We start from the raw sequence: 23,344 nt of genomic DNA on the forward strand, positions 1-23,344 counted from the left end.
TCTGTTTTAAGATCCTGATTTACCTACTCTTTTAACATTGTCGACAATGCTTTCGAAGCTTTGCTTTTTTTCACATTTCATTGTGCTGTCGCGCATGGGAGTCTATAGGGAGGGCGGTTTTTTGAAAGCAGGAGGTCATCATGGGAAAGTTGCAGGCAGGGATCATTCCGGTCACGCCATTCGAGCAGAACTGCACCATTCTCTTCGATGAAGACACGAAGGAGGGCGTCGTTGTCGATCCGGGCGGAGATGTGGATGTCATCGTTCAGACCGTTGCCGAAAACGGCATCACGCTGAAGGAAATCTGGCTGACCCACGGTCATCTGGATCACGCGGGTGGCGCAAAGGAATTAAAGGAACGTCTGTCGTTGACGATCACCGGTCCGCATGAGGATGATCGTCCGCTGCTCGAGCGGATTGAAACGCAGGCACAGAAATACGGGATCACTGGTCTCCAGAACGTGCTTCCCGATCGCTGGCTGAAGGATGGGGATGTGGTGTCCTTCGGCGACCACAGCTTCGAAGTCTATCATTGCCCAGGCCATGCGCCGGGCCACGTCATCTACTACAATCGCGCGCAGAGCTTTGCCCATGTCGGCGACGTGCTGTTCAATGGCTCTGTCGGTCGCACGGACCTGCCCGGCGGAAACCACGAGCAGTTGCTCGCCTCCATCCGTGACAAGGTATTGCCTCTTGGCGACGATGTGGGGTTCATCTGCGGCCATGGTCCCGGCGGGCGTTTCGGTGAAGAGCGGCGCTCGAACCCTTATCTGCAAAATCTCGGACCGATCGGGGAGGCGCCCTGCGGCTCCAAGCGGGATTGAGAAAAGTACAAACTGATTGAGGCGAGGGCACCGCTTCTCAGTCAGATCCATAAAAAAACCCGGCATTCCTGCCGGGCTTCAACTAGAAGAGAAAGTCGTTGTGGCTCAGCCAGCAATCTGAAGATTGACGGCCTTGGGGCCCTTGCCGCGACGATCCGGTTCCGTGTCGAAGCTCACTTTCTGGTTTTCTGAAAGACCGGACAGGCCGGAAGCCTGTACAGCAGAGATGTGAACAAAGATATCAGCGCCACCATTGTCTGGCTTGATGAAGCCGAAGCCCTTGTCGGTATTGAAGAATTTAACGGTGCCAGTCTCGGCCATGCATCAGGTCCTTTTCGCTCTGCCCGTGTTCAGCTCCAGGCAGCATTACAGTTTTGCCCGCTAGGGCGTACGGCAGGCAGTTCTTGATGTTTGAGAGATTGAACCATCGCCGTGGAAGTCTTGACGTTCTGATCAACGTTTTGTTGTTCCCACCGCTCGAAGTATTGTCTCCGATGCATCTATTTCTAGGTCTTCCCACGCTCGCAAATTGCCCGAACGGCGACAGAGTGATGTGTTTATTTAAAATTGGCAAGCAAAAGTTTTTAGGCGCCAACCACGATCAATCGGGGGCGTTTTGACGCGTATAACGCGTGGCGCGGAATTTTTTCCCGTCAGGGCGTGGTTAAGAAAACAAAACCATCGTTAGCATTGGAATTTCCGGCAATTTTCGCTCACAGTGATGAAGACTTCATCAACACATGGCTGAGTTCAAGCCATTTCGCCAAGTTTTCGTTGGCGTCTTTTCGTAAGTTCCGGCACCAGTTCCACTAGCAAAATGGCGGCAAAAATGATGGCGCAGCCAATGTAACCCGCCGTCGGGATGATCTCTCCCAGAAACAGGGATGCAAAGAGGGCACCGAACAGAGCCTCGGAGGACAGGAAGATCGCCGCTTGTGGCGCGGTGGTATAGCGCTGGCCGATGACCTGGAGAACGAAGGCAAGACCGGACGAGACGAGCCCGACATAGAGGATCTCGCGGATCGACGCGGCAATCGCCTGGGTATTGATCGGCTCGAAGGCAGCGCCGATGACCATGCTGAGAATGGCGCAGACGGAAAACTGGGCGCAGGAGAGGGCAAGCGGTCGATTGCTGGCCATGACGGCACGCCCGGCAAGTGTGATCTGCACAGCCCAGAAGAAGGCGCAGGTGATGCTGAGGAAATCCCCTGTGGTCAGACCGCTGAAGGCGCCGCCCGAGAGCAGGAAGATGCCGATCAGCATCATCGTGGCGCCCGGCCAGACCACCCAGTGCGGATAACGCCGATAGATCAGAACGGCGATGACCGGCACGAAGATGACGTAGAGCGCCGTCAGAAAACTGGAATTGGTGACGGAGGTGGTTAGCAATCCTACCTGCTGGGTGGTTGCACCCATGAACAGTGCCAACCCCACCAGACCGAAGGCGCGGTATTCCGCCTTGCTGGGTTTTGAGCCCATACGGCGTGTTTCCATGAGCGCAAAAGGCAGGACCGCAAGGGCCGCAACGGCGAAGCGCAAGCCGACGAACCAGAACGGACCGATGGATTCCATGGCTGTGGACTGGGCGACAAAACCGCCGCCCCAGATCGCGGCAGCAAGAAGCAGTACGAGGTTTGCCTGAATGCGCGTCATTCTTCACCATCAAAGAAGCAACGGTCCGTTGCTTCATCGTCTTGTCGAAAAGGCGATCCGTTACCCCTGAGGCCCGACGAGCAGAGGTGCTCGGTAAAACCGGCGGTGTTGCATGGAGTAGCAGATCTTGACCCTGAAGATGGCGGAGATATCGCTACGTGTCGTAGCAGGTGCCTCGGACAGCCATTTCATCGGTGCTCTATCAGCAAGGGCGGAGTTCGGCAAGGCACGGGCAGGCGCGCTCAGTCGCGGTTGCGGCGCAGACGGCTTTCGCGAATGCTGCTGAGCGTCAGGAGCACGCCGCCAACCGCCATGGTGCCAAAGCCGAGCACCACGAGGCCGGTGACGAAGATGCGATCCGATGCTTTCGAAATCGGTGCGCTGGCAATGGCAGATGTCGTCATGGGATCGACCGCTTCCGAAGCGTCGGAAGAGGTTGCTAGACCTGCTGCCATGGTGAGAATGACCATGATGGCCGCAAGCGCCATCCAAAGAGAGAACAGCATCTTTTGTATCTTCAGCCGATCTGCCAAATTCCGGTCATTCATAAGCATCGCCGTGGTCCTTGTCTCTTCTGCCCGCGTTCCAAAAAGAGGCTTGGAAGTGGACCCCTTGGAGACCGAATTTCGTCAGTCCGGCGTATTTATTGTGGCGAAAAAAAGACACCAGTTAACGAGAGATTAAGGCTGGTAAATCTGCCGATTTTTTCGGCGTCTGCCCGTTTGTGGCGTGATGACCGGGCTCGCGTTGACACGATATCTTTCAGGCACGGCCGCGGTTTCATGTGGGCAGGGCCAATCGCCCATTCTGCAACAAAGTAAATACGACTCATCTTATCTTTTGATGGGTTTTGACCTTGAAAGACTTTCGGTCTTTCGACATACCACTTGCCGCAGAGGGCGGCGTTCCGCCTGCAACTTCTGTCGATGTCAACTTCAATAGGACCGATAAAAATGGCCTTCCTTGCCGACATTCTCTCCCGCGTAAAGCCATCCGCCACCATAGCCGTTTCGCAGAAAGCTCGCGAACTTCAGGCACAGGGTCGCGATGTGATTGGCCTTGGCGCCGGCGAGCCGGATTTCGATACGCCCGACAATATCAAGGAAGCAGCCATTGCCGCTATCAAAGCGGGCAAGACGAAATACACGCCTGTCTCCGGTATTCCGGAACTGCGCAAGGCGATTGCCGAGAAGTTCAAGCGCGAGAACGGCCTGGACTACAAGCCCGAGCAGACGATTGTCGGCACCGGTGGAAAGCAGATTCTTTTCAACGCCTTCATGGCAACCCTTAACCCGGGCGACGAAGTCGTTATTCCAGCACCTTACTGGGTGAGCTATCCGGAAATGGTGGCGATCTGCGGCGGCACGCCGGTTTTCGTCAACACCACGCTGGAAGACAACTTCAAACTGAAGCCGGAAGCGCTTGAAAAGGCGATTACGCCAAAGACCAAGTGGTTCATCTTTAACTCGCCATCCAACCCGTCGGGCGCGGCTTACAGCCACGACGAGCTGAAGGCGTTGACCGACGTTCTCGTCAAGCATCCGCATGTGTGGATCCTGACCGACGACATGTATGAGCACCTGACCTATGGCGACTTCAAGTTCGTGACGCCGGTGGAAGTGGAGCCTTCGCTCTATGACCGCACGCTGACGATGAACGGCGTTTCCAAGGCCTATGCCATGACCGGATGGCGTATCGGCTATGCAGCCGGTCCGCTGCAACTGATCAAGGCGATGGACATGATCCAGGGCCAGCAAACTTCGGGTGCCACGTCGATTGCCCAGTGGGCAGCCGTCGAGGCTCTGAACGGTAGCCAGGAGTTCATCCCGGCCAACAAGAAAATCTTTGAAGGCCGTCGTGACCTCGTCGTCTCCATGCTGAACCAGGCCAAGGGCATCAATTGCCCGGTTCCGGAAGGCGCGTTCTACGTTTACCCGTCCTGCGCCGGCCTGATTGGCAAGACGGCGCCCTCCGGCAAGGTGATCGAGACCGACGAAGATTTCGTCACTGAGCTTCTGGAAACGGAAGGTGTCGCGGTCGTTCACGGCTCTGCTTTCGGTCTTGGCCCGAATTTCCGCATTTCCTACGCGACGTCGGAGAAGCTTCTGGAAGAGGCCTGCAACCGCATTCAGCGTTTCTGCGCCAATTGCCGCTAAGCCTTGATGGCATTGATAAATAGAAACCCGGCAGCGATGCCGGGTTTTTTCATGCCCTTACTTCCAGCAGATCGGGGCGAGCGAGCCCCGACGTTGGAAACGGTTAGTTCGGTTGAACCTTTGGGATCTCGCCCGGTTGAGAACGCACCAGCCCCAAAGCCCCCGCCATTAGAGACTCGTCAAAGTCCTATTCCGCATCAATCGTAAGCAGCCAGATCACTGACGCGCTTGACAAACCTTATGGTGTCCGTCAATTGTACCGATCGGTAAACTAATTACCGATCGGTACAATCAATATTCATAGGAGATCATTATGTCACGTCCTCCACTTCCTCCTTTCACCCGCGAGACAGCTATCGAAAAAGTTCGCTTGGCCGAAGACGGCTGGAACACGAGAGATGCGGCGAAAGTCGCTTTGGCTTATACGTTCGATACGCGTTGGCGAAACCGCGTCGAGTTCGCGAGTAATCGCGAAGAAGCTCAGGCGTTTCTGACACGTAAGTGGAACAAGGAACACGAATACCGCCTGATTAAGGAGCTCTGGGCTTTCACCGGTAGCCGCATCGCAGTACGTTATGCCTATGAGTATCGCGACGATGGTGGCCAATGGTACCGCGCTTATGGCAACGAGAACTGGGAATTTGCAGAGGACGGCCTGATGGCGCATAGACACGCGAGCATCAATGAAATGCCGATTTCGGAAGGCGATCGCTTGTTCCACTGGCCCCTTGGCCGTCGACCGGATGACCACCCCGGCCTCAGCGACTTGGGCCTTTAAGCATGGCCCGAACGGTGACCGAAAGAGCGGATACGATTGGGCCATTGGCAGAAGTTTTCCGCGAATATGGTTATGAAGGCGCAAGCCTTGCCCTGATCGGCAAGGCTACCGGTCTTGGAAAAGGCAGCCTCTACCACTTCTTCCCGAATGGAAAAGAGGAGATGGTGCAGGCTGTTCTCGATGAGATCAGTCAATGGTTCGAGAACGCCGTATATTTACCGCTGCGTGACGAGACCGACGTCAATGGTGCGATCTCTGCAATGCTGACCGCAACGGACCAGTATTTCAGCACCGGCAGGCGCGTGTGCCTTGTCGGAGCCTTGGCGTTGGCCAATACGCGGGACCGTTTTGCGCAGGCCATCCGAGCGTATTTCGTTGGTTGGGTAGACGCGTTGCAGTCAGCGCTTCTTCGGCAAGGCCGTGACCGCGACCAGTCGCGCGCTCTCGCGGAGGAAGTAGTTCTGTCTATTCAAGGAGCAATCATTCTTTCTCGCGCACTCGACGATCCGGCCGTTTTTCAACGGGCGGTCAACCAACTACGGAACCGATTAGTGATGGAAAACGGCACCTTCAAAAAGGAAGGTACAGTCCGGGGTGAGCCTCAACAGCTCTCAGAGTAGCACATGCGTCGGCAGGGGCCGTGGCGCAGAAGCCCGTGCAGTTTCGGAACTGGTCCGTTCAGGATATTAACGCGTCGATGTCGTCCCAGGCATAGACGATATTGTCCGAGCGCCAGATCGGCCCGGGGTCGCGAAACTCTGCGATCTTGCGCGCATGGAGCGCTTCGTAAAATCTGCAGGCCGGCTCATTGCCCTTGACGACACTGAGGGCAACGGCGCCATAGCCCATCGTTTTGGCGTGAAGTGCCAGCTCCTTTAGAAGACGCTTGCCGATCCCCTGCCGTTGGAAGCTGGGCAGGATGTAGAGGTTCTTGATCTCTGCGCGGGATCCGAAGACCGGGTCCGATGGCTGGCCGATCGCGCCGATGCCGACAACCTCGCCGTTTACCTCGGCCATCAGAACCAGTTGGTGCGGCTCTGCCTCGGACAGTTTCTTCGTCCAGTAGCGAAGCCGGTGCTCCTCATTGAGCGCTGCGATGACGGAAGGGCAGGCCAACTCCCGCATCGTCTCACTCCAGACGTCGACATGGACGCGCGCGATGGTCTGCGCATCGCTCAATTGGGCCCTTCTGACGTCGAACAACCTACGCCCTCACAGCCCAAGAAACAGCAGCATGATGAAGGTGGCAAAGAGGATCAGATGCGTCATGCCTTCGATGGCATTGGTTTCCCCGTCATTGAGATTGATGGCAGCAACGATGAGGGTGATGAAGACCATGACCGTCTGGACCGGCGTCATCGCCATGATGAAGGGTTGGCCGGAATAGAGCGCGATCGCTTCCATGACCGGAACGGTGAGGATGACGGTCGAGAGCGAGGCGCCCATGGCGATGTTGACGACGGGCTGCATGCGGTTGCGCAAGGCGGCACGCATAGCGGTGAGGATTTCCGGTGCTGCCGAAATGGTGGCAACGACAACAGCCATCAGGCCCTCCGGCGCGCCGCTTCCTTCCAGCCCATGGGTGAGGAAGGTAGCCATGAATTCCGCCAGAACGCCGATCAGCACCACGCCGACGAGAATGACGCCGATCGAATAGGCGGCCGAATTGTCCTCTTCACTGTCGCCATGCGCATCGCCTTCCGGGGCGGCTTTCTTGCGATCTGCGCGCGGGTAGCTGTAACTGAAGAAATAGCTGTGTGGGCCGACCTGCATTTTGAGGAAGAGGCCGTAGAGCGCGATCATCGCGACAATGGTGAAGGCGGAATAGAGGTGCCACTTCGCTTCCGGTACGAATTCCGGGACGATCATCGAAATGCCCATGGCCGTCAGGATCATCACGCCATAGGTGCGGCCCGAATCGTCATTGTAGGGCTGCTCGCCGTGACGAAGCCCGCCCAGCAGTGCGGCCAGACCGAGGATGCCGTTGATGTCGATCATCACCGCCGAGTAGATCGTATCGCGCACCAGGGTAGGGGAACTCGACTCGCTCATGATGATGGCGAGGATCAGCACCTCAACCGCGACGGCTGACAGGGTGAGGATCATCGTGCCGTAGGGGTCTCCGACCTTTGCCGCGAGGATTTCCGCGTGATGGGCAACCCGCATGGACACCGCGACGATCACGGCAATCAGCGCCGCCGCAACGACGAAGGAGAGTGCCTTGCTTGCTTCCAGCACGCTATGTTCTGCCAGATAGGCGACAATCGCGACTGGAACGGCCAGCAACAGCATGCGCTCCTGCTTCAAAGTGGTGGCGACGGACATCTTTTCTCCAGATCTCAGAGCCGTTCGGGCGAATACCGGCTCCGCTGCTGCAACTTTTCGGTCCTGCGCATTTTCACGCCCAACTGTGAGCAGGCGAAAATGCTTCGGGCCGATGATCTTTTCAGTGACAGGTCGAGAGGCGGGTTTGCACTCTTGGCCATTTGGTAGGATAGTGAGCGCGAGGACATGATAACGAAACCGCGATCTCAGTCCTGAAATGCCTGTTTGCGGTATTGGTTGTCAATCTTCTCCAAGCATAACAGGAGGACATGCGCATGACCAAGGTGTGTTATGAAATCGTCGAGCACGATGGCGGCTGGGCGTACCGAATGAACGGTGCCTATTCCGAAGCCTTCCCCACGCACTCCGACGCCGTCCAGGCCGCGAAGATCGCCGCTGCCGAACAGCAGGTTGGGGGTGAGGACGAGGAAATCAGCTACCAGGACGAACGCGGACGCTGGCACGAAGAGTTCAGTCAGGGCGGCGACAGGCCGGAAGCTGAGGTCGTCGATACCTATGCCCAACGACAGGCTGGCACCCCAGGTTGACTTCATTGGGCGACTTAAAGCGTGTCGCGATCTTTCAGATTCGCTCCATGCGCTTCAAGCCCTTGTTTTGTCGCATGTCGTTATCGCAAAACCGGTGACCACTTTTGCGCGAACCATGCGTTAGCGCTTGGATGATGGCGCTTCGGGATCAGTCGCTTTCAGATGTGCTTTCAGCCCATCCACCAACGCAGTGAAGACCGCACGGCAGCGTGGCGAGGTTCGAAGATTTTCGTGCATGGCAACCCAGGTGTGAAGTGCCACTTCGAATTCCGGCAGGATGTGCTTTAGCCTCTCATCGCGTTTGGCCAGTCCGATCTGGCACATGCCGATACCCGCGCCCGCGCGCACCAGCGCAAGTTGGGCCAGATTGCTATCGGCGCGCGTGGCGAAAGGAATTTGATCGGCGTCGGGGATTGCCGGATTTTCTTTCTTCATGTTCTGAAGGATGGCTCTGATAAAGGGCGTCTTGCGATCGAAGCCGACCAGCCGGTGCTCCTCCAGATCCTCCTTCTTCATCGGCGTTCCCATTTTCTGCAGGTAACTGCTTGTCGCGTGGAAGCCGACGCGAAAATTGCCCACGTACCGCATGACGATCGCATCCTGGACCGGCTCGGTCATGCGAATGGCGATGTCCGCTTCCCGCCGCAGCAGATCCTCGATGGTGTCGGAGAGCGAAAGCTCTATCTCGAGCCTTGGATAGGTGTCCTGCATCGCGGCGATGATGGGTGGCAGGACCTCCACCCCAATCACATCCGAGGCGCTGATGCGCACGGCACCTTCGATCTTGCCGACCTCGCCGGAGGCGGCACGCACGAGGGCCGCCGCAGTGGCAGACAGATTTTCCGCATAGGGCTTCAAGGCAATCGCCGCATCTGTGGGAACAAGGCCGTGGGGCGAGCGGATGAAGAGCTGATAGCCGATCGCTTCTTCAAGAGCACCAATATGGCGGCCAACGGTTGGTTGTGTGATGCCGAGCTCTCTTGCCGCCGCTGACAGCGAGCCGTCGCGCAGCACGCTGAGAAAGGTGCGATAGTAATCCCAACTGATTTCGCGATCGACGATCATAATTTTTGTATGGCCGGTAAACGTGTTTAGCTAATTCTTTATAGCAATCTTTTCGTCCATGCTCCAGTCCAGATAAAAATTGCTCAAAAGGATTGGAGTTCATCATGGCCGAGGAAAAAGAGCGCGAGCAGCAAACAGCATTGGTTCTTGGCGCCCGCGGTGGCATTGGCGGGCACATTACCGAAGCTCTGCTTGGACGGGGCTGGAAGGTGCGGGCGCTCGTCAGGGATAAGGCGCCAACCTCTCACCACGCGATGATGGAATGGTGCGTCGGTGACGCGATGATGGCGAAAGATGTATTGCGGGCCGCGCAAGGCGTCTCGCTCATCGTTCATGCGGTCAACCCACCCGGTTATCGAAACTGGGAGACGCTTGTTCTCCCCATGCTCGATAATACCATCAATGCGGCGGAGACAGTCGGTGCGCGCATATTGCTGCCCGGCACCGTCTATAATTTCGGCCCCGACGCGTTTCCCTTGCTGAAGGAGGACAGCCCGCAGAGGCCGACGACGCGCAAGGGAAAGATCCGCGTGGAGATGGAAGACCGCTTGCGCGCGGCATCAAGGCGTGGCGTGCCGGTGCTGATCGTTCGCGCCGGAGATTTCTTTGGACCGAAGGCCCGCAATAACTGGTTTAGCCAGGGTCTCATTCAGCCCGGAAAGACTGTGCGCGCCATCTCCAATCCGGGAAGACCCGGGACAGGCCACCAATGGGACTATCTTCCGGATGTGGCGGAAACGATGATGCGTCTGCTTGAGCGTGCCGATGAGCTGCCACCTTTCGCTGTCTTTCACATGGAAGGCTTCTGGGATGCGAATGGGCGCCACTTGCCTGCCGCTATCGAGCGCGTTGTCGGGCACCACGTTAAGATGAAGCGCGTTCCATGGTGGTTGTTTCGCATCTGCGCACCCTTCGTGCCGCTGTTCAAGGAAATCCTGGAGATGCGTTATCTCTGGCAAAAGGAAGTGCGGATGAGCAACGAGAAGCTTGTGGCGTTTCTTGGCGACGAGCCGCGCACGCCGATCGATGCGGCCGTCTTTGCGACGCTTAAGGATTTGGATTGCCTTGAGCCACACCCTGCCGGCTCAGGGATGAACCCAGCCCGCAACGAAAGCCGCGCACCCATCTGAGGTGCGCGGCGTCCAATCTCTGATCAGGCAAGCGCCGGATAGTCGGTGTAGCCTTCCGCGCCACCGCCGTAGAAGGTTTGCTGGTTCGGTTCGTTCAGCGGCGCATTATCCTTCAGGCGCTGAACGAGATCTGGATTGGCGATGAAGGCCTTGCCAAAGGCAATGGCATCGGCCTTGCCGCTTTCCACGGCTTCGATGGCGGATGCGCGGTCATAGCCATTGTTGGCGATCCACAGTCCCTTGCCGCCAGCTTCAACGTAAGCGGCTTTCAGGGCAGCGTAATCGAAAGGCTTGTCGCCCTGCTTGAAATCACGCGGGCCACCGGTTGCGCCTTCGATGACGTGGATGAAAGCAAGGCCTCGGGAGCCAAGCTCTTTTACGACGTAGTTGAAGAGTGGCTGCGGGTCGGTCTCGACAATGTCGTTGGCAGGCGTGACGGGAGACAGGCGAATGCCGGTGCGGCCCGCACCAATCTCCTTGGCAACGATGTCCACCACTTCCAGCAGGAAGCGTGCACGGTTCTCGATCGAGCCGCCATAGTTATCGGTGCGCTGGTTGGTGCCGGACTTCAGGAACTGGTCGATCAGGTAGCCATTGGCGGCATGGATCTCGACGCCGTCGAAACCTGCCTCGATGGCAGCGCGTGCGCCCTTACGAAAATCTTCCAGTATGACCGGAATTTCAGCGGTACCAAGTTCGCGCGGCTCGGATGTTTCGGCGAAGGACCCGGTGCCGTCATCGTTGATGATGTAGGTCTTGGACTTTGCCTTGATGGCGGAGGGGGCGACAGGTTGGCCGCCATGCGGCTGCAGCGAGGTGTGCGAGATACGCCCAACATGCCAGATCTGCGCGACGATCTTGCCGCCCACTTTGTGAACGCCATCGGTGACCTTCTGCCAGCCTTCGATTGCTTCCTGCTTGTAGAGGCCAGGAACATCGGCATAGCCCTGACCCTGCTGCGAGACGGGTGTGCCTTCGGTGATGATCAGGCCTGCGGTTGCCCGCTGCTCGTAATAGGTGGCGTTGAGGTTGTTCGGGATCGCACCCGGGGACCGATTGCGGGTAAGCGGCGCCATCACGATGCGGTTTGCCAGGGCGATATCGCCAGCCTGCGCGGGTTCGAACAGTTTGGTCATGGTGCTTTCTCTTCCTGTTGATAGGGAGCGCAGCGATTGCGCCAATACGTCAAAGGGTTTCGTTCAGATAGGCCAGAAACTTGGCGATGTTCTCTTCGTTACGTTCATAGAAATTCCACTGGCCAACTTTGCGCGAGCGGACGAGACCAGCCGCCTGCAAGGCTGCGAGATGGGACGAGACCGTGGACTGCGACAGACCACTGATTTCGAATTGATGTGCACATACGCCCATGCTGAAAGGGTGCGCCTGGTTGAAGTGGTTCTCCGGCTTTTTCAGCCAGTTGAGAAACTTCAGCCGCACCGGATGGGCGATGGCTTTCAATGCGTCTTCGGGGTTCATCTCATTCCTGCATATCTAAACATCATGATATTTATATCGAGAATATTCGATATCAAGGAAGGGGGGGGAATTTATCTCAAAAAAAAGGCCGCTGGATTTCTCCGCGGCCGACAGTTTTGAAGGTAAAAACCTCCAGAGGGGAACAGCACCGGACAACTGGAAAGCGTCGGGTGCTGATCAAGATATGGAGGCGGAATACGCGGGAAACAAGGGCAATTTCCCTTAATAACGCATTCAAATCCAGAAAATTATTGCGGGTAAAAAAAGAGGGCCGCCGGATTGCTCCAGGGCCCTTGTAATTGTGAAGGTCAAAAAACCTCCAGAGGGGAACAGCTGATGCGGCGGAACTGGGAGGAAAAGCCGCCGTGTGCATCAGCTATGTGCGATATGATGCTTTTATGGGCAGGCTTCAACTCTTTTTTGTGCAGGACAGGCATGCGTGCCGTGCATTGCTTGCCTGTTTTGTCATATTTCCCTCGCAAGGCTGCCACTTCGCAGAGATGAAATTCGGCACTATGGTACCGCTCATCGCCTTGTATTGGTTCATCTTTCAGAAGCGGAGTGACGCGTCAGAAGTTCCAGTTGCGAGCCTTTGCCACGATGAAGTCGCGGAAGGCTTTCAGCTTGGCGGCGTTCTTCATCTCGTCTGGGTAGCAGAAATAGGTATCGAAGGATGGGATATCGGCCGGAAGCGACAGCTGAATGAGGCCTGGATCGCGTCCCACAATATAATCGGGAAGGCAGGCAATGCCGATTCCCAGCAGACAGGCGCGCTTGATCGAGGTCTGGCTGTTGATCTGCAGGTGGGCAAGCCGGGTGTTGTCGGATGAGCGCCCAGCATTTTCCAGCCAGTTCACGTCCAGCAGGTAGTTGGGTGCAGGCTCGCCAAACGAGATGATCTTGTGGTTGTCGAGATCCTCGATCGACTGCGGCTCTCCATATCGGTTGATATAGGAGGGTGCGGCATAGACGTGCATGTGCACGGTGAAGAGCTTGCGCTGAATGAGATCCGACTGCTGTGGCTGGCGCAGGCGGATGGCGCAATCCGCATGGCGCATGTTCACATCCAGCTCTTCATTGTCGAGGATGAGCTGGATCGCCATTTCCGGATAAAGCTGCAGAAACTCCTGCACCTTGTCCGTCAGCCAGCCTTGGCCGAGGCCGACGGTGGTGGTGACACGCAGTTTGCCGCTTGGCTTTTCGGTCGTCTCCGTCAGTTGCATCTTGACGGTTTCGAGCTTCAGCAGCACGTCATGCGCAGTTCGATAGAGCAACTCGCCCTGTTCGGTGAGGATCAGCCCGCGCGCGTGGCGGTGAAAGAGCTTGACGCCGACATCCTGCTCCAGCGCGCTGACCTGGCGGCTGATAGCGGACTGGGACAGATGCAGCTTGTCGGCTGCATGGGTGAAGGATCCAGCTTCGGCAGCCGCATGAAATATGCGCAGTTTGTCCCAGTCCAATGGCATAGGCATGCGGTTTGGTGCCCTTCTTTATTCGGCTGCAACAGCCAGCGGCGCCTGTGCCGCGAGATAACGTTCGGCTTCAAGAGCCGCCATGCAGCCCATTCCGGCCGCGGTGATGGCTTGGCGATAGGTATCGTCGGTGACGTCGCCTGCGGCGAAAATGCCTTCGACATCCGTTGCCGTCGAATCCGGTGCCGTCCACATATAGCCGTTCGGCTTCAGCTTCAGCTTGTCCTTGAACAGTTCGACCGCCGGGGCATGACCGATCGCCACGAAGACGCCGTGGATCGGCATTTCAGTGATCTCGCCGCTCTTGGTGTTGCGCAGACGTGCACCAGTGACAGACGGTGGCATGGGTGGCTTGGCCGGCGTGCCGGTGATTTCGGCAACTTCGGTGTTCCACAGGATCTTCACATTCTCCTTGGCGAAGAGGCGCTCCTGCAAAATCTTTTCCGAGCGGAAGCTGTCGCGACGATGCACGACGGTGACCGACTTGGCGATATTGGCGAGATAAAGCGCTTCTTCCACGGCGGAGTTACCGCCGCCGACCACTATCACGTCCCTGTTGCGATAGAAGAAGCCATCGCAGGTGGCGCAGGCGGAAACGCCAAAGCCCTGAAAGTGCTGTTCGCTTTCGATGCCCAGCCACTTCGCCTTGGCGCCGGTGGAAATGATCAGCGTGTCGGCTGTCCAGACCGCGCCGGAGTCGGTCTTGACGGTGAAGGGGCGGACAGTCGTCTCGACCTCAGTGACCAGATCGTTGACGATCTCCGCACCGACATGCTGCGCCTGCTTCAGCATCTGATCCATCAGGAATGGCCCCTGGATCGGGTCGGCATAACCTGGATAGTTTTCCACATCCGTGGTGATCATCAACTGGCCGCCCTGTTCCATGCCGGCAATCAGCACAGGCTCCAGCATGGCGCGGGCAGCATAGATGGCGGCGGTGTAACCGGCTGGGCCGGAGCCGATGATCAAAACCTTTGTGTGGCGGGCGGACATGGGACGGTTCCTTTCAACAGGGTGCAGGCAGCCGGATTTGGAGGTGGCGCCAGGATAGATACCCTTCTTGCGCAGCATTTAAGGGTGTCCAGTGCCGATATTCAAGGGCAGCCTTGCATTACCAACAAGGCAGTTGCAACAGAACACGTAATTTTGTGTCGCGAGCACGACGGATTATTGCGAATCCCGTCGCGTGGAGTAGAAGGAAGCACTTAACCGCTGACGAAGGAATGCATGCGTGGCCAGCGTCGAACTCGATGCCATCGATCTCAAAATCTTGCGTGAACTGCAGCGCGACGGCCGCATGACCAATGTCGAGCTTGCCGACCGCGTCGGCATCTCCGCGCCACCTTGTCTGCGCCGCGTGCGCAAGCTGGAAGAGGCCGGCATCATCGAAGGCTACCACGCGATGCTGAACGCCCCCAAGCTCGGCTTCGATCTCGTGGCCTTCTGCATGGTGGGCCTGAAGCGCCAATCCGAAGCCAACCTCAAAGCCTTCGCCGCCGCCACAGACGGCTGGCCACTGGTACGCCAGGCCTGGATGGTTTCCGGAGACAGCGACTTCCTGCTTCATTGTGTGGCCGAAAACCTCACGCAGTTTCAGGATTTCGTCATCGAGGTGCTGACCGCCGACGAGCATGTGGAGACGGTGCGGACGATGTTGACCATTAGGCAGGTGAAGCGGTTGGGACTGGTTGAGGTTTGAGGGGAGGCGGTCAGCCTTCCTTTTCCCAGTTGGAAACGCCATCAACATAGGTCTTGGTCAACTTCCGCTCATCGCGCCATTCGCGACCGATATCCGTGATGATAAAGCGCTTTTTCGCTCCGAGCATGTAGTTCTTGTAGGGACGCACGAAGTCCTCCATGGCCGGATTGATACCGTCATAGAACTGCTTTTCGGGATCGTAGCGATCATCCATGAGTGATGCCGCGGTTCTGGCAAAATCGGTTCTCAAGAAGGATGGCGAGGTTGCGAATAGCGGGAATGGCTTGCCGACCTTGAAACGGATGCCGAGGATGGTCTTTCTGTCCCAGCGGCGATGGAAATGCCCGTATCTGAAATTCCAGTGCTTGTGGTAATGGTTCAAGGATAATTGCGCCACGTCCTTATCGGAAAAGATGCGAAAGACTTCAGCTGGATCGAGTTGCTCATCAAGCAGCCAATCATCTTCGAGATGAAACAGGATTTCGGATTGCGCCTGCTGCCAGAGGTATTTCACCGCCTTGCAGAAGCCTGGTTGCTCCGGCGTGTGGATGTGAGCGTTCGGGAAGAAGGAGCGAATGACCGCTATCGTGGCGGCTTCATCATTGGTGTCACCAAAAATCGGATCGATATTGGCGTAGAAATTGGCGATTTCAAATCGATCGAACATCGACGCCTGAAAGCTCTTCAGCGTTCTCTCAAGGAGCTCTGGCCTGCGGCCGGCGACAAGGCAGATATCGATTGGCGGCATTGGGCAAAGTCCTCAAAAAGGCTGCAGGCAATTGTTCAGGCGGGCTGAGGTTTAATGACTTCCGTATGTCGTTTCAACGACGGATTGGTCTCGAGGTACGCATGAGCCACTTCATGTCCGACACAAAACCAACTCCTTTGCGATAGGTGGCAAGGAATATCCATTTTACCTCTGACCGCTATGTGTTAGGGGACGGAACCTTTGTTTCGGGACTGGACATGAAACAGCTTGATATCGTTGTGGTCAATTTGGCTCGCTCGCACCAGCGGCGCGATGCGATGACTGCTTTGTTGGATCCGCTGGGTCTGCCCTACAGCTTTTTCGAAGCGGTGGATGGGCGCGCAGGACCACATCCTCTTTTCGCCAGATTCAATCCGCGAATGGCTGAAATGCGCCGTGGCTACACTTTGACCGGTGGCGAACTGGGTTGCTACGCCAGCCACTATCTTCTTTGGGAACGCTGTATCGCTGAAGATAAGCCGCTGCTGATTTTTGAAGATGATGTGGCACTCAATAAGAACTTCCTCACGGCGTATCAGGTGGCGGCTGATCGCATCGATAAGTATGGCGTCATACGGTTTTCTCGACACAAGAGACCACCTTGGGCAGTCGTGGAGACGCCGGCGGAAGGGCTCGATATCGTCAGGTTGAAGATCGGTCCGCACGGCACATCATGCTACGCCGTTTCGCCGGGAGCTGCCAAAAAGCTGGTGGAGACGGCGAAGGTGTGGTTCGAGCCTGTGGACTGCCATCTCGACCGGTTCTGGTTGCACGGCGTCAACTGCTACAGTTTTTCTCCGTCGCCTGTGACCCATGCCGCAGAAACCGCAGCGGAATCGGAAATCTGGCAAGGTAAAGAACGTGAAAAGAAGTCGCGAAGATTCAGGCACCGGCGCGCCTTCTACAGAACGTTTGACAAGGTTTCTCGGTTTATCCGCAACTTAGGATACGCGGGACGTTGGCGTAGCGAGCCGAACTAATCATCGTCAGTTGGTCAGTCGACTGGACAAATCAAGGATGAACTCGTGATTATTACTCGTATCGTTGGGGGCCTCGGCAACCAGATGTTCCAGTACGCGGTTGGACGAGCCGTTTCAGTTCAGAGCGGAAACCCTCTAAAGTTAGATTTAACCGAGTTGAAACGCGATCCTAGGCGACCATTTCAGTTAAACCAATTCAAAACAATTATTGAAGAAGCCTCACCGAGGGACATTCCCCTCCTTCCGCGTAAGAGTCTCTATGGGCAGCTCTTTGTCAGATTAAAAAATATCGGACGTGTCCCCCAGATAAGAGAAACATCATCTTCTTTTGACCCCAAGATCCTTCAGCTACGCGCTTCAGCTTATCTTTCAGGCTATTGGCAAAGCGAGAAGTATTTCGCTACTCATGCGGATATTATCCGCCAAGACTTCTCGTTAAGGGAAGCTATCGCTTATGAGCGCCAGAGAACTCTTAGCGAGATTCGTGAAGTGGGAGCAGCAGTATCTGTTCATGTGAGAAGAGGTGATTACGTCACAAACGCAAGCGCCAACGCGGTCCACGGAACGTGCGAACCAGGATGGTACGGAATGGCAATGCAAAAAATGGCTGAACGGGTTGCAAGACCCACCTTCTTTATTTTCTCTGATGACATTCAATGGGCGAGAGACAATCTGCCGAAAGTTGAGTGTATGGTCTTCGTTGAACCACAAGCTGATGGGCGAGATGGGGAAGATATGCATCTTATGGCGTCCTGTCACTCCCATATCATCGCTAATAGTACTTTCAGCTGGTGGGGTGCATGGTTGAACCCTCGGGGTGATAAACAGGTGCTAGCACCAGCGCGTTGGTTTCGTTCAGCCGCTCATGATGATAGGGACTTGATTTCTCCCTCTTGGGAACGGATTTAGTTCAATAATTTTGCGTACCGGAAGAAACGGACGCTACAGTTTTCTGAAATACTGCACTTGATAAAGATGCCGACAAGCTCCAGGAGGAAATAGTGGGTTTAAGGAAATTCCTTAAAGGAATAGGTTTTGATTACTCTCGGATGCGAAATCTGAAAAATCTGCCACGCTTTTATCGCGAGAAGCGACGTTGGATTGATATGGGCGGAACTGTTGCAGGGGAATTTAGAATTCTTGCCGATTATGAAGATGGGGCAGGAGTCGCAAGTGGCCATTACTTTCACCAGGATTTGCTCGTCGCCCAATACGTATTTTCCGATAATCCACAGCGGCATATCGATGTGGGATCCCGCATTGACGGGTTCGTGGCTCACGTCGCCAGTTTTCGGCAAATAGAAATATTTGACGTGAGGCCACTACCATCCTTCGGTCATCCAAATATCGTCTTCAAGCAAGCGGATTTAATGGACAACTGTCCTAGTGATGTCGCTGACTCCGTATCGTGCCTTCATGCGATAGAGCACTTCGGTCTAGGAAGATACGGTGACCCGATTGATCCTAACGGCTCTGAGAAAGGTATTAAAAACCTAGTGAAGATGCTGAAAACGGGGGGCACCTTGTACATAAGCTTCCCTATAGCCGCGGCCGATGCTGTTTATTTTAATGCTCACAGAGTGTTTCATCCTCTGAGTATTTTAAACAATTCGTCCGTAAGGAAGAGCCTCCAGCTGTTGAGTTTTGATTACGTAGGCGACGACGGTAACTTGTACCGTGGCGTTGATCCATCATCGCTAGACAGCAAAATCCGCTATGGCTGCGGCATTTACCGTTTTAGAAAACTAGACGTTTGAAATGTCCTGCCATTCACAAGATCGGAGCGCGATGGTGATCAAAGGTTTATCGAAGCGCTAGGACCGCACCTCTAATATGGTCGATCGTTAAACTGTTTGAATGGCTCCGAGCTTGACTTGCCTACGACCGAAACCGGTTGCAAAGGGTTAGGGCGCAGCATTATTGGAATCTAAAATTCACTTGGGAAATTCTCTATGTTCACGAAGTTCAACATTTTTAAATCCAGAATGGAACGACGCAAAGTTCGAAATATGTTGAAGTCTCTTCAAGCCTGGGAGTCGCGGGGTTTTTCCGACAATTCGCCTCCGTTCATTAAACAGGGAATGTTTATTAAGCATGGGGTCGAAGGTGCAAAATGGGTTGAGACGGGAACATATCTCGGTGAGACAACAGATTTTCTAGCGTCGCGCTTTTCATTTGTTCATTCCGTAGAGCCACAAGACGACCTAGCCGCGCGGGCGAAAGGAAAATTTGAAGGCCGAAACGTGTGTATTCACCACGGTACCAGCGAACAAGTCTTGCCGAAATTACTAAGTGAACTTTCCGGCGATATCAATTTTTGGCTTGATGGTCACTATTCTGCTGGGATTACTTACAGAGGTGAGCAGGATTGTCCAGTCGTTGACGAGCTGCGAGCTATTGAGAACAATTTGAAAAACTTCGGAGATATCCGTATTTTGATAGACGACATTCGCTATTTTCTAAGTGAGAATCGCCGCGAATTTAACTATCCAGACGTCATGGAGCTGATCAGTTGGGCTGACAAAAATCAGTTCTTTTGGCGAATTGAACACGATATTTTCGTTATGAAACGTATGCTGAGCTAACTCGTCAAGGTAGAAAAACATGAATTTGTACGTCATCGGTGACAGCCACGCTGCGTACTGCTTCGAGAACATCGTTGAGACAAAGATCTGTTGGCTTGGTCCAGTAACAATGAACCGACTTGCTCGAGACGGACTTCATTTTTTTGAAAAGGTTTTTAACGGCTTTTCTAGTGAAGACTGGATGTTGTTCGTGGTGGGCGAGATTGACGTGAGGTGCCACCTACTTTCGGTTTCAGTAAAGGAGGGGCGCGATTTAGAAGATATCGCTGGTGAGTTGGCGAGGAGTTTCGTGGGACGAGTGGCTGACTACTCTGTAAGTAAAGATTTTAAGGCAGCAGTTTGTCAACCTATGTTTCCAGCAAACCGCCGACCGAATCCAGAGTTGCCTTTTGTAGGAACTATCTCCGAGCGATTGCTGGCCCATAAGGTGCTCAGCGAAAAACTATGCATAGAGTGTGAAAGAAAAGGCATTCCGTTTCTACGACTACCGGAAAAATTCCGCGGGAAAGACGGATTGTTGAGGCGCAAGTACTCGGACGACGGGGTCCATATTGTGCCATGTGAGGCTTCTTCGCTAATTAAACCGCTGTACGCCGCTACTAACAAAAAACTGAGTTTTAGATATGATTTCCTCACAGTGTTGAATCGGAGGTTTAGATACTACGCCGGCCGCAGTTTGAAGCGCAAGGGCCTTCCAAAATCAAGGCCTTTGGACTTATTCAACTAAATTTCATCCTTCTGAACCCATCAAGTAATCTCCGGAACGGTTTTTTCGCTCGAGTGAAATGCGTTTCCGGTAATAAAACTTTGTTCTTGAGTGGACTCCCGTCGAGAAGCTCAAATTCTGTTGTCATTATATTGAATAGATTATGCTGTTCGAGGACTTTTTTTCTCGCCGTTTCGAGATGCTGCTGGCGCCTCTCAGCCACGTCTGATTCTATTAATTTTTTTATAGTCCTAATCGCGGCCGGGATGTCTCCGATGTCTATCGAAGTCATGGAATCAGACGGGAAATATTCTCCGATGTTGCTGCATCCAAAATATATCGGGTAGGTAAGTGCTAAATAAGTGTCAGAGAGTTTTTCGGTCCAGTAGTCATCGTGGCGGCTATTCTCAATAGCTACATGGTACCGATAATCAAGTAATACTTCAGTTTTGTCCCCAAACCCTCTGATATTTCTGCCAAAGACGTCAATTTCATCGCCAAAATATTCTTTGAGTTTTTCAGCGAACGACAAGCGTGCTCGATGACCGGGTGTGTATGCTTTGTTAGAGGCGACGACCGATATTGATTTTGTTTTCTTAGGATACAATGATTCGAAGGATCTGTAGTTTATAGGGTCAGGAAGTAATCGGCCGTCGTTGCTCCATGCTCCTATGTGCCATGGAAGCCCTAATTGGCTCAGCTTCCTGCCTGGATGTGAGGTGGACTCATCGGTCGTCAAAACGACGTCGAATTGCGACAAAAAAGCCCTGTCGTATTGCTTAATACTCTTAGGCTCAGATGCTACGAAAACGCTTGTTTTGGTGGCAATCTTAATTTCGGAGGGCAGATCGTCAAATACAAAAACAATGTCAGACTCTTTAGCGCTTCCGGAAAATATGAAGTCTACATCCCTCCATGTAGTTACTCCATCTGGAAACTGCCGGTCCCAGTGCCAGCCTTGCGATGAGGATAAAAACATTGCCTTTGACGTCACTTATTTATCCTATCCTGTCTCTATCGAATCTTTACTTATACCCTTAGAAAAGTCCGGTAGGTACCTCTTATGCCCGTTGCCAGCGACGTGGAAGCTTTCCATCCCAAGCCGTTCAACATCGCCGCGCTCATCAGTTTCCTCGGTGTCCCATCGGGCTTACTGAGATCGTGTTTGATATCACCTTCGAATCCCACGATCTTGCAAACGAGTTCCGCGAGTTCGAAGATGGAAATATCTTCTCCGCTTCCAACGTTGACGTGGCTGTCATCGGAGTAATTCTTCATCAAAAAAACGAGTGCATCTGCGCAATCTTCCGCATAGAGAAACTCGCGGCGTGGGGTGCCGGTACCCCAGATGGTGATCTCTTTCTCGCCGCGCATTTTTGCCTCATGGGCCTTACGAAGAAGGGCTGGTAAGACATGGCTGGAGTTGAGGTCGAAGTTATCGCCTGGGCCGTAGAGGTTTGTTGGCATGGCTGAGATGAAGTCACAGCCATATTGTTTACGGTAGGCTTGCGTCAGCTTGATGCCGGCGATCTTGGCGATCGCATACCATTCGTTGGTCGGTTCAAGTGAGCCGGTGAGGAGGGCTTCTTCTTTGATTGGTTGTTCCGCGTACTTCGGATAGATGCAGGATGATCCAAGGAAAAGCAGCTTTTCGACGCCAGCGCGGTAGGACGCGTCGATGATATTGCTTTCGATCATCAGGTTCTCATAGAGAAACTCTGCAGGGCGGGTGTCGTTGGCGAGAATGCCGCCGACTTTTGCTGCCGCCAGAAAGACCGCTTGTGGGCGGTTTTTCATTATCCAGTCGCTCGTTTGCGCTTGGTTCGCGAGATCGACGGTATCGCGACCGACGGTCAGGACCTCACAGTCTTCCTGTTCAAGCCGCCTGACGATAGCCGAGCCCACCATCCCTCGGTGGCCGGCAACCCAGACGCGTTTGCCCTTAAGGTTATAGATGCTCATAGGCTATACGCCTTTTGCGATGGTGTCGGACTGCATGAGCCGCAAGTCCTCGACAACCATCTCTCTTGCCAGTTCCCGAACACTCGTCTCATGCTTCCAACCCAGCTTCTCATGGGCCTTCGTCGGGTCGCCAATCAGGAGATCGACCTCCGTGGGGCGGAAGTAGCGGGGATCGACTTCGACCAAAACCTTGCCGGTTGCGGTATCGATGCCCTTTTCGTTGACGCCTTCGCCTTCCCATTTCAGGGTGAAGCCGGCGTCGGCGAAGGCCCAGTCCACGAAGGTGCGGACGGGGGTGGTTTCGCCGGTGGCGAGCACATAATCATCTGGCTTGTCCTGCTGCATCATCAGCCACATGCCGCGCACATACTCCTTCGCATGGCCCCAGTCGCGCTTGGCGTCGAGGTTTCCGAGGTAGAGCTTTTCCTGGCGGCCGAGCTTGATGGCGGCGGCTGCGCGGGTGATTTTGCGGGTGACGAAGGTCTCGCCGCGCAGCGGGCTTTCATGGTTGAAAAGGATGCCGTTTGAGGCATGCAGGCCATAGGCCTCACGATAGTTCACCACGATCCAGTAGGCGTAGAGCTTGGCTGCAGCGTATGGGCTGCGGGGATAGAAGGGCGTGGTTTCTCGCTGAGGCACTTCCTGCACGAGGCCGTAAAGCTCGGAGGTGGAGGCCTGGTAGAAGCGGGTCTTCTTTTCGAGACCGAGAATTCGAATCGCCTCCAGCAGGCGAAGCGTGCCTATGCCGTCGGCATTGGCGGTGTATTCCGGCGTTTCGAAGGAAACCTGAACGTGGCTCTGAGCGGCGAGATTGTAGATCTCGTCCGGCTGGGTTTCCTGCACGATGCGGATGAGGTTTGTTGCGTCCGTCATGTCGCCATAATGCAGGATGAAGCGTGGGTTTTCCTCGTGCGGATCCTGATAGATGTTTTCAATGCGACCGGTGTTGAAGGACGAGGAACGGCGCTTGATGCCATGGACGATGTAGCCCTTATCGAGCAGCAGTTGAGCCAAGTAAGCACCATCCTGGCCGGTGACGCCGGTAATGAGGGCTACTTTTGCTTTTTCGGACATCGGCTTGCTTTCATCTTTCCTGGCGCAGGCGCGTCGAGCAGAAGCAGGCGCGCGTTCACGCTGCGATACCGCAAGTCGTCGGCAAAATAAACCGGGAAGTTGATGCCGATGTCTTGAGAGTATCGAGACCGGACCTCGCCGGTGACGCATCTTGTGCTGTGAT

The 23,344-nt window shown here is 54.8% G+C and carries 26 protein-coding genes; 12 read left to right on the forward strand and 14 right to left on the reverse strand.

Annotated features, from left to right (window positions below):
• Positions 1 to 140 precede the first annotated feature (140 nt).
• On the forward strand, positions 141 to 824 hold the full coding sequence (locus AC07U5_RS05330) for an MBL fold metallo-hydrolase (RefSeq protein WP_494722479.1): 684 nt from the start codon (positions 141 to 143) through the stop codon (positions 822 to 824).
• A 105-nt stretch (positions 825 to 929) separates the two neighbouring features.
• On the opposite strand, the gene AC07U5_RS05335 is transcribed toward AC07U5_RS05330, so the two are convergent.
• The 3 genes from AC07U5_RS05335 to AC07U5_RS05345 all read right to left on the reverse strand — a co-directional run bounded on the left by AC07U5_RS05335 (position 930) and on the right by AC07U5_RS05345 (position 2,983).
• Positions 930 to 1,145 carry a cold-shock protein gene (locus AC07U5_RS05335; RefSeq protein ID WP_003494703.1) on the reverse strand — a complete coding sequence of 72 codons (216 nt, stop codon included), beginning with the start codon at positions 1,143 to 1,145 and terminating at the stop codon, positions 930 to 932.
• Between the two features lie 429 nt (positions 1,146 to 1,574).
• Positions 1,575 to 2,477 (reverse strand): DMT family transporter, encoded by a 903-nt coding sequence (locus tag AC07U5_RS05340; RefSeq protein ID WP_113261766.1) that lies wholly within the window; start codon positions 2,475 to 2,477, stop codon positions 1,575 to 1,577.
• A gap of 242 nt (positions 2,478 to 2,719) precedes the next feature.
• Positions 2,720 to 2,983 carry a hypothetical protein gene (locus tag AC07U5_RS05345; protein WP_130979096.1) on the reverse strand — a complete coding sequence of 88 codons (264 nt, stop codon included), beginning with the start codon at positions 2,981 to 2,983 and terminating at the stop codon, positions 2,720 to 2,722.
• A 447-nt stretch (positions 2,984 to 3,430) separates the two neighbouring features.
• Between AC07U5_RS05345 and AC07U5_RS05350 the strand changes: the two genes are divergently transcribed.
• The 3 genes from AC07U5_RS05350 to AC07U5_RS05360 all read left to right on the forward strand — a co-directional run bounded on the left by AC07U5_RS05350 (position 3,431) and on the right by AC07U5_RS05360 (position 6,031).
• Positions 3,431 to 4,633, forward strand: coding sequence for a pyridoxal phosphate-dependent aminotransferase (locus tag AC07U5_RS05350; protein WP_494722480.1), 1,203 nt, complete (start codon positions 3,431 to 3,433; stop codon positions 4,631 to 4,633).
• Between the two features lie 313 nt (positions 4,634 to 4,946).
• Positions 4,947 to 5,411, forward strand: a complete 465-nt coding sequence (locus tag AC07U5_RS05355; protein ID WP_062440333.1) for a nuclear transport factor 2 family protein — start codon at positions 4,947 to 4,949, stop codon at positions 5,409 to 5,411.
• Positions 5,412 to 5,413: 2 nt separating this feature from the next.
• Positions 5,414 to 6,031 carry a TetR/AcrR family transcriptional regulator gene (locus AC07U5_RS05360; RefSeq protein WP_494722481.1) on the forward strand — a complete coding sequence of 206 codons (618 nt, stop codon included), beginning with the start codon at positions 5,414 to 5,416 and terminating at the stop codon, positions 6,029 to 6,031.
• A 58-nt stretch (positions 6,032 to 6,089) separates the two neighbouring features.
• On the opposite strand, the gene AC07U5_RS05365 is transcribed toward AC07U5_RS05360, so the two are convergent.
• Together AC07U5_RS05365 and AC07U5_RS05370 are read right to left on the reverse strand one after the other, a co-directional pair.
• Positions 6,090 to 6,590 carry a GNAT family N-acetyltransferase gene (locus tag AC07U5_RS05365; RefSeq protein ID WP_494722482.1) on the reverse strand — a complete coding sequence of 167 codons (501 nt, stop codon included), beginning with the start codon at positions 6,588 to 6,590 and terminating at the stop codon, positions 6,090 to 6,092.
• Between the two features lie 33 nt (positions 6,591 to 6,623).
• Positions 6,624 to 7,736 (reverse strand): calcium:cation antiporter, encoded by a 1,113-nt coding sequence (locus AC07U5_RS05370; protein ID WP_113261765.1) that lies wholly within the window; start codon positions 7,734 to 7,736, stop codon positions 6,624 to 6,626.
• A 275-nt stretch (positions 7,737 to 8,011) separates the two neighbouring features.
• Here AC07U5_RS05370 and AC07U5_RS05375 point away from each other — a divergent pair, with 275 nt between their 5' ends.
• Positions 8,012 to 8,284: a DUF2188 domain-containing protein gene (locus AC07U5_RS05375; protein WP_062426420.1), complete on the forward strand. Its 273-nt coding sequence runs from the start codon at positions 8,012 to 8,014 to the stop codon at positions 8,282 to 8,284.
• A gap of 120 nt (positions 8,285 to 8,404) precedes the next feature.
• Here the strand turns inward: AC07U5_RS05375 and AC07U5_RS05380 are convergent, their stop codons facing one another.
• Positions 8,405 to 9,349: a LysR family transcriptional regulator gene (locus AC07U5_RS05380; protein WP_343108726.1), complete on the reverse strand. Its 945-nt coding sequence runs from the start codon at positions 9,347 to 9,349 to the stop codon at positions 8,405 to 8,407.
• Positions 9,350 to 9,453: 104 nt separating this feature from the next.
• Between AC07U5_RS05380 and AC07U5_RS05385 the strand changes: the two genes are divergently transcribed.
• Positions 9,454 to 10,479, forward strand: a complete 1,026-nt coding sequence (locus AC07U5_RS05385; RefSeq protein ID WP_494722483.1) for an NAD-dependent epimerase/dehydratase family protein — start codon at positions 9,454 to 9,456, stop codon at positions 10,477 to 10,479.
• Between the two features lie 23 nt (positions 10,480 to 10,502).
• On the opposite strand, the gene AC07U5_RS05390 is transcribed toward AC07U5_RS05385, so the two are convergent.
• From AC07U5_RS05390 to trxB, 4 genes are all read right to left on the reverse strand, one after another.
• Positions 10,503 to 11,615, reverse strand: a complete 1,113-nt coding sequence (locus tag AC07U5_RS05390; RefSeq protein WP_062426422.1) for an alkene reductase — start codon at positions 11,613 to 11,615, stop codon at positions 10,503 to 10,505.
• 49 nt (positions 11,616 to 11,664) lie between these two features.
• Entirely contained in the window at positions 11,665 to 11,955 is a 291-nt protein-coding gene (locus AC07U5_RS05395) for an ArsR/SmtB family transcription factor (RefSeq protein WP_112956704.1), read from the reverse strand.
• A gap of 569 nt (positions 11,956 to 12,524) precedes the next feature.
• Positions 12,525 to 13,421, reverse strand: coding sequence for a LysR family transcriptional regulator VtlR (locus AC07U5_RS05400; RefSeq protein WP_062426425.1), 897 nt, complete (start codon positions 13,419 to 13,421; stop codon positions 12,525 to 12,527).
• A gap of 24 nt (positions 13,422 to 13,445) precedes the next feature.
• Positions 13,446 to 14,420, reverse strand: coding sequence for a thioredoxin-disulfide reductase (gene trxB / locus AC07U5_RS05405; protein ID WP_113178051.1), 975 nt, complete (start codon positions 14,418 to 14,420; stop codon positions 13,446 to 13,448).
• A 238-nt stretch (positions 14,421 to 14,658) separates the two neighbouring features.
• On the opposite strand from trxB, the gene AC07U5_RS05410 reads away from it, so the two are divergent.
• Positions 14,659 to 15,126 carry an Lrp/AsnC family transcriptional regulator gene (locus tag AC07U5_RS05410; protein WP_062426426.1) on the forward strand — a complete coding sequence of 156 codons (468 nt, stop codon included), beginning with the start codon at positions 14,659 to 14,661 and terminating at the stop codon, positions 15,124 to 15,126.
• A 10-nt stretch (positions 15,127 to 15,136) separates the two neighbouring features.
• On the opposite strand, the gene AC07U5_RS05415 is transcribed toward AC07U5_RS05410, so the two are convergent.
• Positions 15,137 to 15,874: a hypothetical protein gene (locus AC07U5_RS05415; protein WP_494722484.1), complete on the reverse strand. Its 738-nt coding sequence runs from the start codon at positions 15,872 to 15,874 to the stop codon at positions 15,137 to 15,139.
• Between the two features lie 218 nt (positions 15,875 to 16,092).
• Between AC07U5_RS05415 and AC07U5_RS05420 the strand changes: the two genes are divergently transcribed.
• From AC07U5_RS05420 to AC07U5_RS05440, 5 genes are all read left to right on the forward strand, one after another.
• Positions 16,093 to 16,854: a glycosyltransferase family 25 protein gene (locus tag AC07U5_RS05420; RefSeq protein ID WP_494722485.1), complete on the forward strand. Its 762-nt coding sequence runs from the start codon at positions 16,093 to 16,095 to the stop codon at positions 16,852 to 16,854.
• 45 nt (positions 16,855 to 16,899) lie between these two features.
• On the forward strand, positions 16,900 to 17,763 hold the full coding sequence (locus AC07U5_RS05425) for an alpha-1,2-fucosyltransferase (protein WP_494722486.1): 864 nt from the start codon (positions 16,900 to 16,902) through the stop codon (positions 17,761 to 17,763).
• A 92-nt stretch (positions 17,764 to 17,855) separates the two neighbouring features.
• Positions 17,856 to 18,611 (forward strand): DUF268 domain-containing protein, encoded by a 756-nt coding sequence (locus AC07U5_RS05430; protein ID WP_494722487.1) that lies wholly within the window; start codon positions 17,856 to 17,858, stop codon positions 18,609 to 18,611.
• Positions 18,612 to 18,806: 195 nt separating this feature from the next.
• Positions 18,807 to 19,439, forward strand: a complete 633-nt coding sequence (locus AC07U5_RS05435) for a class I SAM-dependent methyltransferase (protein ID WP_494722488.1) — start codon at positions 18,807 to 18,809, stop codon at positions 19,437 to 19,439.
• A 19-nt stretch (positions 19,440 to 19,458) separates the two neighbouring features.
• Positions 19,459 to 20,166 (forward strand): hypothetical protein, encoded by a 708-nt coding sequence (locus AC07U5_RS05440; RefSeq protein WP_494722489.1) that lies wholly within the window; start codon positions 19,459 to 19,461, stop codon positions 20,164 to 20,166.
• Here the strand turns inward: AC07U5_RS05440 and AC07U5_RS05445 are convergent.
• Genes AC07U5_RS05445 through gmd form a run of 3 tightly spaced genes read right to left on the reverse strand, consistent with a single transcriptional unit; the run spans position 20,159 to position 23,181 of the window.
• Positions 20,159 to 21,139, reverse strand: coding sequence for a glycosyltransferase family 10 domain-containing protein (locus AC07U5_RS05445; protein WP_494722490.1), 981 nt, complete (start codon positions 21,137 to 21,139; stop codon positions 20,159 to 20,161). The two genes, AC07U5_RS05440 and AC07U5_RS05445, sit on opposite strands and share 8 nt — an antisense overlap.
• Before the next feature lie 35 nt (positions 21,140 to 21,174).
• Entirely contained in the window at positions 21,175 to 22,107 is a 933-nt protein-coding gene (gene fcl / locus AC07U5_RS05450) for a GDP-L-fucose synthase (protein WP_494722491.1), read from the reverse strand.
• A gap of 3 nt (positions 22,108 to 22,110) precedes the next feature.
• Entirely contained in the window at positions 22,111 to 23,181 is a 1,071-nt protein-coding gene (gmd, locus tag AC07U5_RS05455) for a GDP-mannose 4,6-dehydratase (RefSeq protein ID WP_494722492.1), read from the reverse strand.
• Between the last annotated feature and the right edge of the window lie 163 nt (positions 23,182 to 23,344).

It is taken from the genome of Agrobacterium sp. GW821-FHT02D03 (assembly GCF_059421725.1).